The organism is Lapidilactobacillus salsurivasis (assembly GCF_054785215.1).
This window is the reverse complement of sequence record NZ_BAAABI010000002.1, coordinates 254992-268723: the sequence shown is the minus strand read 5'-3', so window position 1 is coordinate 268723 and position 13732 is coordinate 254992. Positions and strand designations below refer to the sequence as shown.

14 protein-coding genes are annotated in these 13732 nt (G+C 50.6%); 13 read left to right on the top strand and 1 reads right to left on the bottom strand.

The window, feature by feature from the left end; all coding sequences use genetic code 11:
• Positions 1-6: 6 nt before the first annotated feature.
• The 12 genes from lpdA (at position 7) to holA (ending at position 12712) form a co-directional block, all read left to right on the top strand.
• Complete coding sequence (gene lpdA, locus ACYVSB_RS03195) at positions 7-1413, top strand: dihydrolipoyl dehydrogenase (protein WP_461218394.1); 1407 nt, start codon at positions 7-9, stop codon at positions 1411-1413.
• A 166-nt stretch (positions 1414-1579) separates the two neighbouring features.
• Positions 1580-1861, top strand: coding sequence for a UPF0223 family protein (locus tag ACYVSB_RS03190; RefSeq protein WP_125601693.1), 282 nt, complete (start codon positions 1580-1582; stop codon positions 1859-1861).
• Positions 1862-1870: 9 nt separating this feature from the next.
• Entirely contained in the window at positions 1871-2644 is a 774-nt protein-coding gene (locus ACYVSB_RS03185) for an inositol monophosphatase family protein (RefSeq protein WP_461218393.1), read from the top strand.
• A 110-nt stretch (positions 2645-2754) separates the two neighbouring features.
• Positions 2755-4602, top strand: a complete 1848-nt coding sequence (typA, locus tag ACYVSB_RS03180) for a translational GTPase TypA (protein WP_461218392.1) — start codon at positions 2755-2757, stop codon at positions 4600-4602.
• Between the two features lie 230 nt (positions 4603-4832).
• On the top strand, positions 4833-6026 hold the full coding sequence (locus ACYVSB_RS03175) for an FtsW/RodA/SpoVE family cell cycle protein (RefSeq protein WP_461218391.1): 1194 nt from the start codon (positions 4833-4835) through the stop codon (positions 6024-6026).
• The gene (locus tag ACYVSB_RS03170; RefSeq protein ID WP_125601705.1) at positions 6026-6301 is read left to right on the top strand and encodes a YlbG family protein; all 276 of its coding nucleotides are present in this window, start codon (positions 6026-6028) and stop codon (positions 6299-6301) included. Before ACYVSB_RS03175 ends, ACYVSB_RS03170 begins: the two co-directional genes overlap by 1 nt.
• Positions 6302-6303: 2 nt before the next feature.
• Positions 6304-6861, top strand: coding sequence for a 16S rRNA (guanine(966)-N(2))-methyltransferase RsmD (gene rsmD, locus ACYVSB_RS03165; protein ID WP_461218390.1), 558 nt, complete (start codon positions 6304-6306; stop codon positions 6859-6861).
• Between the two features lie 6 nt (positions 6862-6867).
• Positions 6868-7377: a pantetheine-phosphate adenylyltransferase gene (gene coaD, locus ACYVSB_RS03160; protein WP_461218389.1), complete on the top strand. Its 510-nt coding sequence runs from the start codon at positions 6868-6870 to the stop codon at positions 7375-7377.
• 57 nt (positions 7378-7434) lie between these two features.
• Positions 7435-8472, top strand: a complete 1038-nt coding sequence (locus ACYVSB_RS03155) for a SepM family pheromone-processing serine protease (protein WP_125601713.1) — start codon at positions 7435-7437, stop codon at positions 8470-8472.
• 164 nt (positions 8473-8636) lie between these two features.
• Positions 8637-9359, top strand: a complete 723-nt coding sequence (locus ACYVSB_RS03150) for a helix-hairpin-helix domain-containing protein (RefSeq protein ID WP_461218388.1) — start codon at positions 8637-8639, stop codon at positions 9357-9359.
• A gap of 4 nt (positions 9360-9363) precedes the next feature.
• The gene (locus ACYVSB_RS03145) at positions 9364-11817 is read left to right on the top strand and encodes a DNA internalization-related competence protein ComEC/Rec2 (RefSeq protein WP_461218387.1); all 2454 of its coding nucleotides are present in this window, start codon (positions 9364-9366) and stop codon (positions 11815-11817) included.
• Entirely contained in the window at positions 11717-12712 is a 996-nt protein-coding gene (gene holA / locus ACYVSB_RS03140) for a DNA polymerase III subunit delta (RefSeq protein WP_461218499.1), read from the top strand. Before ACYVSB_RS03145 ends, holA begins: the two co-directional genes overlap by 101 nt.
• Positions 12713-12886: 174 nt before the next feature.
• On the opposite strand, the gene rpsT is transcribed toward holA, so the two are convergent.
• Entirely contained in the window at positions 12887-13144 is a 258-nt protein-coding gene (gene rpsT / locus ACYVSB_RS03135; RefSeq protein WP_125601724.1) for a 30S ribosomal protein S20, read from the bottom strand.
• Between the two features lie 255 nt (positions 13145-13399).
• On the opposite strand from rpsT, the gene rpsO reads away from it, so the two are divergent.
• A complete protein-coding gene (rpsO, locus tag ACYVSB_RS03130) occupies positions 13400-13669 on the top strand; it encodes a 30S ribosomal protein S15 (RefSeq protein ID WP_125601727.1) in 270 nt (89 codons plus the stop codon).
• Positions 13670-13732 lie beyond the last annotated feature (63 nt).

Below are 13732 nucleotides of genomic sequence, written 5' to 3'. Positions count from 1 at the left end.
TTAAAGATGGTTGTTGGTGATTTTGCAATTGATTTAGAAACAGTTGTGATCGGTGCCGGCCCTGGTGGCTACGTAGCGGCGATTCACGCGGCCGAATTGGGCCAAAAGGTGACCGTGATCGAACGCGAATATGTCGGTGGCGTTTGCCTAAACGTGGGCTGTATTCCATCGAAGGCCTTGATCAACGCGGGCCATCGTCTCCAAGAAGCGCGTGACGCTAGCGCTTTTGGGATCAGCAAGACGGACGCGACGATCGATTTCGCGAAGACCCAAGATTGGAAACAACACCAAGTGGTGGAGCGGCTGACCGGTGGGGTGCGGATGTTATTCAAGAAGCACAAGATCGATTTGATCGAGGGTGACGCCTTTTTGAAAGACGATCACAGTTTACGAGTAATCAAGTCCGACAGCGCCCAAACCTACACGTTTAAAAATCTGATCATCGCGACCGGTTCACGTCCGGTTGAAATCAAGGGCTTTAAATTTGAAAAGCGGGTCGTTGATTCGACTGGTGGTCTGAATCTGCCTGAGGTTCCGAAGGAATTGGTGGTTATTGGCGGCGGCTATATCGGTTCTGAATTAGCTGGCGCTTACGCTAATCTTGGCGCCCATGTCACGATCTTGGAAGGCACACCATCGATCTTACCGAACTTTGACCAAGATATGGTTAAGTTGGTGTTGGATAGCTTCAAGAAACGCGGCGTGACCGTGATCACTAAGGCGATGGCCCAGTCGGCGACCAACTTTGACGATCATGTTGAAATCAAATATGAAGTCAACGGCCAAACTGAAACGATCAAGGCAGATTATGTGATGGTCACCGTGGGTCGTCGTCCCAATACCAATGATATGGGTCTCGAACAAGCTGGGGTCACAGTTGGCGAACGGGGATTATTGCCGGTCGACAATCAAGGCCGGACGAATAAACCAAATATTTACGCGATTGGTGACATCGTTGCTGGCGCGGCGTTGGCGCATAAGGCGTCTTACGAAGGCAAGGTCGCGGCGGAGGCAATCAGTGGCAAACCAGCCGCTGTGGATTATCGGGCGATGCCGGCCGTTTGTTATACCGATCCTGAGTTAGCTTCGACTGGCTTGACGTTAAAGGAAGCCAAGGCGGCTGGTTATGACGCGAAATCCGACAAGTTCCCATTCATGGCCAATGGGCGCGCGATTTCATTGAACGCCACAGAAGGGTTCGTCAAGTTGATTTCCAACAAGGCGGACGGGACTTTACTGGGCGCTCAGATTGCCGGCTCCGGTGCCAGTGACTTGATTTCAGAATTGACTTTGGCCGTTGAAGGCGGCATGAATATCACTGATATCGCCTTAACGATCCATCCCCATCCAACGCTAAGTGAAGCGATTATGGATGCAGCTGATGTTGCAGAAGGCTTCCCGACAAATATTTAAGCGAGCAATGAAATCCTTGGTTGTGACGACCAGGGATTTTTTCTGTGGGGCGTCTTGTTGAAAAACCGCAGGAATTTAAGGGGCAATTGACTTTTTGGTGGCGAAAGCCGGGCAGAACGAGTAGAATATGAGAAGATAACGTCTAAAAGACGATTTAGGAGCGCATATGGAACACAATTACAGTTATCCGTTAGATCCAGACTGGTCCACCGCCGAGATTTTGTTGGTGATGCACCTTTATAATTTAGTTGAAGCGGCTTACGAGCATCAAGTCAGTGTCGCTGAATTTCGTAATGTCTGGCATGAGTATACTCACTTTTATCCGGCAAAAATGGATCAACGGCGTTTGGATCATGAATTCAACGCCGTCAGTGGCTACTCGATCTATCGGGTGCAGCAAGCAGTCAACCAAGCGGCGCCTGGGCAAAAGACGATTACGATGAAATGAGGGAGCAGCATGATTTTCGAGCCATTAAAAATCCAATATGATCTAGTGAGCTGGCTGTCACTGGCCGGTGATCGGATCAGGCAAAGCATGCTGGGACCGATTCAGGTTACGACGAAATCAGGACCAAACGATTTGGTGACCAATATTGATCGGCAGATCGAACAATTTTATGTTCAGCAGATTCGCGCGGCTTATCCGGAAGCGAAGATTTGCGGTGAAGAGGGGTTCGGCGACAAAATTACCGATCTTCAAGGGTTGGTTTTCTTCGTGGATCCGATTGATGGGACGATGAATTTCGTGCGCCAACGGCAGAATTTCGCGACGATGATCGGCGTGTTTCTCGATGGCCAACCACTGGTGGGCGCAATCGCCGATGTGATGCGGTCTGAATTGGTCGTTGGTGGCCCACAGATTGGCGTTCAGTTCAATGGGCGACCGCTCACACTACCAGACCAGCAACCGCTGGCAGAAGGGCTCTTAGGCGTGAATGCGCTGATGTATGCCCATGACCGCTACTCACTGCAGGCATTGGCCGCGCAAACTTCAGGTGTTCGCGTTATTGGCAGTGCCGGGCTAGAGTTTATCAGTCTGATCACCAACCAGCAAATTGGCTACATTTCCGCCTTATCACCTTGGGATGCGGCGGCGGGCTGGGCAATCGGCAGCGCCTTAGGCTTAGAAGTTCATAATTTAGCCGGGACCATGCCCGCCTTGCGTCAACGCGAAGTGATCGTGGCTGGAATTCCGGCGATTTGGCCCGCTTTTAAAAAGTTGCAAAACTGAAACCGGTTTTATGAATAATTTTCTGTAAGCGGCCGGTTTTTTGTGTTATTATCTTACTTGACTGTGTCACAACAAGAGCGTACTTATGCATTTTGGAAGGAAGAAAATCATTGAAAACACGTGAAGACATTCGAAATATTGCCATTATTGCCCACGTCGATCATGGTAAAACAACGTTAGTTAACGAATTACTGAAACAATCTGATACTTTGGACGAACACATCAACTTGGAAGATCGAGCAATGGACTCCAACCCGATCGAACGGGAACGGGGCATTACAATCTTATCCAAGGTTACAGCCGTAGATTACCACAGCCACAAGATCAATATCTTGGACACGCCAGGACATGCGGACTTCGGTGGCGAAGTGGAACGGATCATGCGCATGGTTGACGGTGTGGTCTTAGTCGTCGATGCGTTTGAAGGCACAATGCCCCAGACGCGGTTTGTTTTGAAAAAAGCCCTGGATCAACATTTAACTCCGATCGTCGTCATCAATAAGATCGACCGTCCTGGCGCTCGTCCTGAAGAAGTTGTGGACGAAGTGTTGGAATTGTTCATCGAATTGGGCGCGGACGAGGACCAACTCGAATTCCCCGTTGTTTATACCAGCGCGGTCAATGGGACTTCCAGTATGGATGCTGACTTGGAGACGCAAAAGCATACGATGGATCCTGTTTTCGACACGATCTTGGATACGATCCCCGCACCAATCGACAACAGCGATGAACCTTTGCAGTTCCAAGTTGCCATGCTGGACTACAACGATTATGTTGGTCGGATCGGCGTTGGTCGGATCTTCCGCGGTAAGATCAAGATCGGCGATAGCGTTTCTGTTTTGAAATTAGACGGCTCAACTAAGAATTTTCGGGTCACCAAGTTGTTTGGCTTTTTCGGCTTGAAACGGATCGAAGTCACTGAAGCCAAAGCCGGTGATTTGATCGCGGTTTCCGGGATGGAAGATATTTTCGTTGGGGAAACGGTTACGCCAGTTGATCATCAAGATCGCTTGCCGATTTTGCGGATCGACGCGCCAACCCTTCAAATGACATTTGCGGTCAATGATTCCCCATTCGCTGGTCGCGAAGGTAAATTCGTGACCCCACGGAAAATCGAAGATCGCTTGAAATCCCAATTGCATACTGACGTTTCTTTGCGGGTCGATGATACTGATTTGCCTGGCGCTTGGGTCGTTTCCGGGCGGGGCGAATTGCATTTGTCGATTTTAGTTGAAGAAATGCGGCGGGAAGGTTTCGAATTGCAACTTTCACGGCCAGAAGTTATTTATCGCGAAATCGATGGTCAATTGTCTGAGCCATTTGAATTGGTGCAGATCGATACGCCGGACCAATACGTTGGTTCTGTGATCGATTCGATGGCGCAACGTAAAGGCGATATGCAGAACATGGAATCCATGGGCAATGGTCAGACGCGTTTGACCTTCCTGGCGCCTTCACGAGGCTTGATTGGTTATTCGACTGAATTCATGTCACAAACTGGTGGCTACGGCATCATGAGCCACTCTTATGAGAAATACATGCCTGTGATCCGCAACTGGGAACCTGGTCGGCGTAGCGGCGCCTTGGTTTCGATCAACCAAGGGCCCTCAACGACTTATAGTTTGCAGTCGGTTGAAGACCGAGGCGAATTGTTTATCGACGCGGGGATCGATGTCTATGAAGGCATGATCGTTGGTCAAAGTAATCGGGATCAAGATATTGCCGTCAACGTAACGAAGGGCAAGAACTTGACCAACACTCGGGCCGCTGGTAAAGACCACGCGGCGGCGATTCGGACACCACGGTCATTGTCTTTGGAAGAATCGATCGAATTCTTGAATGAAGACGAATACTGCGAAGTGACGCCCACAAAGACGCGTTTACGTAAGAAGATCTTGAACACCAACGAACGGCGTAAGTCAGACAAGCGTCGTAAGATGGCCAGTCAGGATAACTAAGCCACACAACTGCTTCAACTGAGGCTTGAGCGTCAGGACAGATCATTATTTTTAGCTAAAATTTGGCTAAAGTGATGATCTGTTTTTTATTTTCTGGTGGGCTATGCTAAAATATAGGGGTTAGTGTTTGTGGCGTTCAGACCTGGCCGTTTGGTGGGACGCTAGTTGCGCCGCCGAGATTTGCCGGTGTTGGCGCCTTGCTTCAGAATTGGGAAAAGGAGGGCAGCGGATTGCGCGAAAAATTTAAATTGATCGACTATTGGTTACTGGTGCCGGTTTTGTTACTAGTGCCACTGGGGGCGATCATGGTCTATTCCGCCAGCTCTAGTATGTTGGCCAATGTTGGGCTGCCTGCGACGTATTATTTGAAAAAACAGCTTATCTTTGCGATGATCGGGCTCTTTGGGGCTACTTTCGCTTTTGCCTTACGCGCTGATGTGCTCTATCGTAAACGGTTCGTCCTCTTTTGGCTGGCGCTTACCTTTATTTTGATGGGGATCTTGGTGATCTTGCGGATTGTGCGGCCTAGTGCGGCAATCAATGGGGCCGTGGGCTGGATCAGCATTGGCGGGTTCACGATCCAGCCGGTGGAGATGGCCAAGTTGGCCTTGATTCTGTATTTTGCTTTTATCTTCGGGCGCCGGCAGCATGTCCTGTACGCTGGTCATTATTTAAAGAGTCTCACGCCACCGCTAGTCGTTGCTGTGATCTTGATGGGGATGGCGGCGTTGCAACCCGATATTGGCGGCGCCAGCATTCTTTTATTGATCAGCTTGGTGATGATCGCGGTCAGTGGGATTCCTTGGATTTACTCGTTGGGAATCATTGGCGGCTTGACCGCAGTATTTACGGTGGGTGTTCGTTATTTGGGTAACGCCAGCGCCAATGCACCGATCTTGAAGCTTTTCAAACTCGAATATCAGCTGGACCGCTTCCGGGCGTTTGCTCATCCTTTTCAGTTGGAGCAGCATGGGGGCGCCCAGCTGGTCAATTCCTACTATGCGATCAGTAATGGGGGTTGGTTTGGCAAGGGACTTGGCAATAGTATTCAAAAATCTGGCTATTTGCCAGAGCCCTACACGGATTTCATTCTATCGATTGTCGCCGAAGAGCTAGGAGTGATCGGAGTTACCGTCATTTTGATCTTGCTAGGGATCATTATTTTGCGTAGTTTCCTAATTGGGTTACGCGTCCGGCAAACTTCCTTGGCCTTGATTTGTTTCGGAATCGGGACCATGTTCTTCGTCCAAGTGTTCTTTAACGTGGGTGGCTTGCTGGGACTCTTGCCAATTACCGGGGTGACCCTGCCCTTCATCAGTTCTGGGGGGTCGAACTTGATTATTTCTTTGATCAGTATCGGAATTCTAATGAATATTAGCGCCTTTGCCAAGAAGCAAGCGGCGCTGAAAGAGGTGAGATCGTGATGTTTAAAATCAAAGAGAGAACGGCGCTAGCTGTCTGGGTCTATTCCCTGAAACAGTTGCGGCAACTACGACATTACGGCCTGGTCTATTACGTCTCAAAACGAATGAAGTATGTGGTGCTCTATGTGGATCTGGATCAGGCTGAGCGGGTGACCAAATCGTTGAGCCGGTTGCGCTTTGTTCGCAAGGTGGAACCATCGTATCGCCGCAGCCTGGATCTTAATCTAGGCCAACGCTTGGATCAAGCGGCGGCGGCAGAAAGTCGTGGTGATTAACGGTGCGGATCATTGCAGGCCGCTTTGGCGGGCGCCGTTTATTGGCTGTTCCTGGCAAACAAACGCGACCGACGACAGATAAGGTCAAAGAAGCCTTGTTTAGTATGATTGGCCCTTATTTTGATGGGGGAATCGCGTTGGATCTGTTCGCCGGGACTGGTGGCTTAGGAATTGAGGCCGTTTCCCGTGGCTGCGACCAGGCGATTTTGGTTGATAAACAGCGGCAAGCGCAAGCGACGATCAGCCACAATTTGGCGGTGACCAAGGAACCAGAACGTTTCCAACTGATGAAAATGTCGGCGCAACTGGCCTTGGATCAATTGGCGGCCACTCAAACGGTCGTTGATCTGGTCTTCTTAGACCCGCCATACCGATTTAAGATCATGGCCGAGTTGATGACAACGATGGCCACAGCCGGGTTGTTGGCGCCGGCCGCGATCATTGTCGCTGAAACGGATCACAGTACTGAGCTGATCACACCGCCGCTGGGGTTTAGCCAAATCAAGCATCATGATTACGGCTTGACTCAGATCACGGTTTATCAGTATACAAAGGAGTAATCGGTTATGAAAAGGGTGGCATTATTCGCGGGAAGTTTCGATCCCTTGACCCAAGGCCATTTGGTCACATTGAAAAAAGCGCTGGCGCTCTTTGATCAAGTGGTGGTCGGGGTGATGACCAACGGCAGCAAACATTATCTCTTATCCGTTGACGAACGGATCGCGATTATTCGTGATGCGGTCGATCAAGATTCGCGCGTGCAAGTGATCGCTCGCCCAGCCGGGTTGACCACCGATTTGGCCCGGGAAGTTGGCGCCCAATTTTTGGTTCGCGGTCTCCGCAATAGCGCTGATTTCACCTACGAATCAGGTATCGCGGCGATGAATGGGAGTTTGGCCCCGGAGATCCAAACGGTTTTCTTGTTGACCGATCCTAAGCTGGCCTATGTTTCGTCGAGCATGATCAAAGAAGTTTTGACCTTTGGTGGCGATGTTTCGACCTATTTGACGCCGTTAGCCACACAGTTGCTGCAGGCGAAGTTGGTGCCATCGACCACTGAAAACCCGGCTAGGTGATCAAGTTCCCGCTTGATCCGAGTTTGTTAAATTTGGAAAAGAAGGCGTTCGTCCGTGATGAAAAAGAATTGGGTTCGCTCCTTATTGTGGGCATTGGCAGGCTTGGCGGTGATCGCCTTTTTTGCGTTGCCATTACAACAATATATTGAACAGCCGGGGTCCGCTGAATCGCTGAAACCATTCGTAACCGTGGACGGCAAGCACGATCAGAAGAAAGGTAGTTACATGTTGGTCACGGTGGGGATCCGCCGGGCCACGCCATTTAGTTGGTTGTTGGCGCAAACCAATGATTTTCAGGAAACGGTCAGCCGCCAAGATCTGATGGGCAGCGCTGATTCTGAAACTTACAATCAAATCCAAGAATATTACATGACCAATTCGATCAATAATGCGATCACCCAAGCTTATCGCGCCGCGGACGCGACTTATCATGTGGATTATTTGGGGATGTACGTGATGTCGGTCTTGGACAATTCCTCATTGCAAGGGCAGGTCAAGGTTGGTGACACGATCACCGCCGTCGATGGTCAGCACTTCAAAAACAATCAAGGTTTCATTGATTATATCGGCAAACAGAAGTTGGGACAGCAGGTAAAAGTGAGCTATCTGCGTGGTTCCAAGGCGCACACCAGCACGGCCAAGTTAATCAAATTACGCGGGACAGATCGGATCGGGTTAGGCATCACCTTAACGGACCGAACCAAAGTCACCACGAAAATTCCGGTCAAAATCGACGCTGGCGATATTGGCGGTCCGTCTGCGGGGATGATGTTTTCCCTGCAGGTCTATGAACAGTTGACCGGCAATCAATTGCGCCGCGGTCGCAAGATCGCAGGTACTGGTACCATCGCTGCCGATGGTACGGTTGGCGCGATCGGTGGCATTGATAAGAAGGTCGTCGCGGCAGATCGGGCGGGGGCGACGATTTTCTTCGCGCCGAATGATCCGGTGACGAAAGCAATCAAGAAAGTTGATCCAGATTACCTGAATAATTATCAAACCGCCAAGCGAGCGGCCAAGAAGATCAACACCAAGATGAAAATCGTGCCGGTCAAGAAGTTCAGTGATGTGTTGGCTTATCTTGAAGCGAACTAACTGTCAAAACCTGCGCCCCCAACATCGTTGGCCCCCGCTGAGCGCGACTGAATGTTGTCAATCTCGCCACTAAAATCAAAGTAACACCCGCAAGCAATCAAGAAAAGATGATTGCTTGCGGGTGTTTTTGGTTGTTTTGCGTATTTATCTTCGAGGTGAGAAATATGGAACAAGTCCGGGAACGTTATCGCCAATATCGTTGGCGGATCTGGTTGGGCCTGGGGTTATTGCTGCTGTTACTTGGTGGCGGGGCGATTTCTTTAGTTCGGCGCCAGCGTCAAAACCAAGCTGCTGATCAATCGCTTTTGGAGGCCACCGCTGCAGGCACATCGGGCGCTGTGGCCACGAGCACGACTGATGCTAGTGCTGCCGCAGAGTCTTCAGGGGCGACCACCAAGCCTTCAGGCGCTGACAAGCAAGCGGCGGTGATCTACGCCGAAATCAAAGGCGCGGTTCAGCGCCCTGATGTTTACCGCTTCAAGTCTGATCAACGGGTCATCGACCTATTGGAACGCGCTGGTGGATTAACTAAAGACGGTGATGATCGCACCATCAATCTGGCCAGTCCATTAACCGATGGCCTGAGTATTTATGTGCCCACGAAAGCAGAAGTCGCTCAGAGCGGTGGTCCTGAATTAAGTGGCCAATCAGCTGGGTCAACCACAAGTACAAGTCCTGCAGAGGGTGCCGGGGATCAGGTTGATCTGAACCACGCGGACGCCGCGACCTTGCAAACAATCAGTGGCATTGGCCCGAAGAAAGCCGAAGATATTATTGCGTATCGCGAGCAGGCCGGCGGGTTCAAATCCGTTGATGAATTGACCCAGGTAAGCGGGATCGGGGACAAGACCTTGGCGAAGATCCGCGATCGGCTTTGTGTGCGGTAACGCGATGATCGAGTGGATCAGTCGAAAGCGGTCACGGCCGCAGCACAACCGGGTCGGTGAGGACCACGGCTGGGGTGGCAAATTGATTTGGGTCAGTTCGCTGATGGTGATTTTTGTCGGTTTCTTCGAAAGTCAGCAACCTTGGCTGGCTTGGCTATTGCTAGGTTTAGTTTTGGAACGGCTGGTTCGTTTGCACCAGTGGCGCCTTTTAGGGATTGCCCTGTGCTGCAGCGGTCTGCTCGTGGGCCGGCTGGCTTGGTCTGAGCAACGTCAACAACAAGTTCCGGAGACGACCCAGCAGCTTTATTTCAAGGCGGATCAGATCAAGCTTAATGGCGATCAACTAACGGGAAGCGCTCAAACGCCCGCAGGTTGTCGGGTCTTTGCGCTGGTTAAAATTCCTCAAGCTGCCGTCAAACAAGCGCTAGCGGCCAATTCCGCTGGCATCGTCGTTGATCTGACAGCGACTCGCGCTGAACGTTTAGCTCCGGCACCGAATCAAGCTCAATTTGATTTTGCCCGCTGGGGGCGGCATCGTGATTTGATTTGGCAGGTTAGTGGCACGCTGCAAACTTGGCAACCGCGGCCACCAACAAACTTAAGTGAATGGATCGGATGCAAGCGAGCCGCGCTACTGAGTTATTTCGCCAAGTATCCCCGCTATTGTCGCTTTCATTTGCGGATGCTGGTCACCGGTTATTCTGATCGGTTGGATCGCCCTTTGCAGGAGTTGCTCAGCGCTTGGGGGTTGGTCCATTTATTCGCGCTATCTGGCTTTCATGTGAACTTATTGGTTCGCGGCTGTCGCTGGCTGGCGGCGCGCTGCCATTGCCCTGACGAACTGGTCTGCGGGCTGCTCTTGATTTTGTTACCGCTATACGGCCTGTTTGTCGGTGGACAGATCGGGATCATTCGGGCAATTTTAAGTTTTCAATTGCGTTGTTGGCAGCGCTGGCGGCGGCGGTATTGGCCCCCGCTGGATCTGTTCGCAGTCAATTTGCTGATTTGTCTCTTGCTCAAACCAAGTTGTCTCTTTGAATTAGGACCACAATTGAGTTTCGGCTTGACGCTGTTGTTGATCATCATACCGGCAAAAACCAGTTATTGGCGCTTACAGTTACGGCTTAGTGGGGTTACCGGGCTGATTTTGATTGCGCAGACGGGTGTTTGGTCGTGGTGGGCATTGCTGGGAAGTTTCCTTTTGGCGCCCTTATTTTCCGGGCTGATTCTACCCAGCGTATTGTTGACCTGGCTTTGGCCAGCCACCAGCGCGCTCTGGGAACCATGCTGGCGGTTGCTGTACGCTGGTTTGGCCTGGTGTACCCAGCTCTTTTCTGGGCGTCTTGTTGTGGGAAAACCGGCCAGCTGGGTCGTGTTATTGGCGCTAGTGCTACTTCTGCTGCAAGGCGAAGCGCCACGACTGGTTCCTAGTTTGCTGGCGCCCGCAGCTGGGTTGTTATGCGTCAATTGTTTACTGATCAAGTGTCCTTTGGTGGATCGCGTGACCCTGATCGATGTGGGGCAGGGGGATAGCATTCTCGTCCAAACGGCGTGGCCCCGGCGAACATTACTGATCGATACCGGTGGTCGTTTAGGGTTTCAGCGCGCCGGTTGGCAGCAGCGGCAAACCACTGCTGGCGCCTTACAAACCACCTTGCCTTATTTGCAGGCCGCGGGGATCCAGCGGCTTGATTATTTACTTTTGACTCACCAGGACGCGGACCATCTTGGTGATTTGGTCGAGCTTGTCCAGCAAATGCCGGCCAAAACGCTACTGTTACCAGCGGGGATGGCGGCGAACCCTCAGGTACAGGCCAAGTTGCGCCAATTACAGTGTCGACCCCAGATCCGTTCCTGTTTGGCGGATGACCAACTTCAAGATCAACGACTCCAAGGGCGTTTCCTAGCGCCGACCAAGCCTGGTCTTGGAACCAACGAGGACTCGCTGGTGCTACTCCTGCGCTTAGGCAAGATCCAATGGTTATTTACTGGCGATTTGGATCAGACCAATGAATTGAAAATCTGCCAACGCTATCCGCAGCTGCGGGCGGACTACCTCAAGGTGGGGCATCATGGCAGCCAAACCTCCAGTCACCCGCGCTTTTTGGCCCAGTTACAGTTGCGGGGGGCCTTTATTTCGGCTGGGCGGGCGAATCGCTATCACCATCCGGCGCTAGCGACTTTGGCCCGGCTACGCGCTGCGAATATTCCGTTTATGAACACTGCCCGTTATGGTATGATTGAATGGAGTCAGGATCCATGGGGACATCAACGGATCCAAACGAAGTTGACAGGAAGTGAAGGAATTCGTGGTCAAGACGGCAACGAAAATGATCAGCCTCGAACAACTACAGAAAATGACACTGGCGGATTTACCACCAGTGATCCTAGTTCTCGGGCAAGAACAGGCGCTCTTACAACAGATCCAAACGTATTTCGATCAACTCTTGACCCCTGATGAACGGCAAATGAATCTCGGGCGTTATGATCTTTCGGAAACGGGCTTACCGGTGGCTTTGGACGATGCCGCCTCAGTTCCATTCTTTGGCGATTGGCGCTTGATTATTTTAACGGCGCCGTTTTTCCTGACGGGGGCACCGACGCGCAATAAGGTTGAACAAGATCCCACCTTATTGATGGCTTATTTAGAGCAACCACAACCCACGACGAAATTGGTGATTTGGGCCGAGTACGAGAAACTAGACGAGCGAAAGAAAGTCACCAAGACTTTGAAGAAAACCGCGCTGATCGTCAACGCTGGCAAGGTCCAAGGCACAGCTTTGAACCAGCGTCTGCAACAGGATGCCCAGCGGTTGGGAACGACAATCACGGGTCCAGCGTTGAATTTGTTGCTCCAACGGACCCGGGAAGATTATTCCTTGGCTTTACAGCAACTGGAGAAATTGGCTTTGTTCGCCGGACCGCAAGCGACGATCACGCCGGAGATCGTGACGACCATGGTCGAACAAATCATTGATGATAATGCCTTTGAGTTGGTTGCGGCGACGCTGAACGGGCAATTACAGCCCGCGCTGCAAATCTATCAGCAACTGATTATCACTGGTCAAGAACCGATCGGCTTGTTGGCCTTGCTGCTGACCCAGGTGCGCCTATTATTGCAAGTTAAGATTCTCCAGCAAAGTGGTTATACCCAAGGGACGATCACGCAGCAGCTGAAGATCCATCCTTACCGTGTTCAGTTGGCCTTGGCCCAGGCGCGACGGTACCAGCTGATTAGATTGGAGCAAATGTATTTGCAGTTGGTCCAGTTGGATTATCAGATCAAAACCGGCCAAGTCGATAAAACCAACGGCTTGGAGTTACTGATCACTCGTTTCGCGACGCAGCCTTAACGGAGCTTCGATCCAAGCATCCACCAATGCTTGGATCAGCCTTCACGACTGAAGAGAGCATCGTCGGCCTAAATGGCCAAAGCGGATCTTTAAGCGCTAGAAAGTGCCGGCCCAACACAAAAAAACGCCTGAGAGTAATCTCAGACGTTTTAGTTTAAAACTGATTCAATTGAATTAGTTAGCTTGGTTTAAACGAGTTAAGCGTGATTTGTCACGCGCAGCTTTATTGGCATGGATCAAGCCTTTGGAAGCAGCCATATCGATCGCACGGATTGCTTCAGTGTATAATGCACCAGCATTTTCAGCGCTTTCTGCATGAGCAGTTTCGAATTTCTTCACTGCGGTCCGCATTGCTGCTTTTTGGCTCGCGTTTTGAGTCCGAGCTTTATTGTTCGTACCCACACGCTTGATTGCAGATTTGATTTGTGGCATTGAGGTCACCTCCAACTATAGAAAAATAAAAACTTGCCAAAAAATATTATATCAGAACAGGCTAGATATGCAAGGGTTCCAGCGAATTTAACCGATTTCTCACCCCTTTTTTCCAGCCTTAAGGGGAGAAACATAAATATCTGCTTGCTTTTTGGGTAAATATTCGCTAAAGTATTGTTGTTATACCAATTACTAGGTTTGACGACTCACCGACGTTTTACCTTGTTTTTGGACAATTTCAAAGAGGTGAAAGAAATGGCAATTTCGAAGGAAAAGAAGAACGAACTCATTACCAAATATGCGCGTCACGAAGGGGATACTGGTTCTCCTGAGGTGCAGATCGCAGTTTTAACTGAAGAGATCAACACACTGAACGCGCATTTGAAGGTCCACAAGAAGGATCACCATTCATACGTTGGTTTGTTGAAAAAGATCGGCCATCGCCGTAACTTATTAGCATATCTGCGGAACAATGACGTTGTTCGTTACCGTGAACTTATCAAGAGCTTGGGCTTGCGTCGTTAATAGCCTTACCAGCGAGGTCGCTTCGATCTCGCTTTCTTTATACATAAAAATCTATTGAAAAGG

Bases quoted from the DNA above. Each gene is read 5' to 3' on its own strand.
- holA (WP_461218499.1), top strand. From the start codon at position 11,717: ATGACACTGGCGGATTTACCACCAGTGATCCTAGTTCTCGGGCAAGAA.
- ACYVSB_RS03145 (WP_461218387.1), top strand. From the start codon at position 9,364: ATGATCGAGTGGATCAGTCGAAAGCGGTCACGGCCGCAGCACAACCGG.
- rpsO (WP_125601727.1), top strand. From the start codon at position 13,400: ATGGCAATTTCGAAGGAAAAGAAGAACGAACTCATTACCAAATATGCG.
- ACYVSB_RS03150 (WP_461218388.1), top strand. From the start codon at position 8,637: ATGGAACAAGTCCGGGAACGTTATCGCCAATATCGTTGGCGGATCTGG.
- ACYVSB_RS03190 (WP_125601693.1), top strand. From the start codon at position 1,580: ATGGAACACAATTACAGTTATCCGTTAGATCCAGACTGGTCCACCGCC.
- ACYVSB_RS03170 (WP_125601705.1), top strand. From the start codon at position 6,026: ATGTTTAAAATCAAAGAGAGAACGGCGCTAGCTGTCTGGGTCTATTCC.
- lpdA (WP_461218394.1), top strand. From the start codon at position 7: ATGGTTGTTGGTGATTTTGCAATTGATTTAGAAACAGTTGTGATCGGT.
- ACYVSB_RS03155 (WP_125601713.1), top strand. From the start codon at position 7,435: ATGAAAAAGAATTGGGTTCGCTCCTTATTGTGGGCATTGGCAGGCTTG.
- ACYVSB_RS03185 (WP_461218393.1), top strand. From the start codon at position 1,871: ATGATTTTCGAGCCATTAAAAATCCAATATGATCTAGTGAGCTGGCTG.
- rpsT (WP_125601724.1), bottom strand. From the start codon at position 13,144: ATGCCACAAATCAAATCTGCAATCAAGCGTGTGGGTACGAACAATAAA.
- coaD (WP_461218389.1), top strand. From the start codon at position 6,868: ATGAAAAGGGTGGCATTATTCGCGGGAAGTTTCGATCCCTTGACCCAA.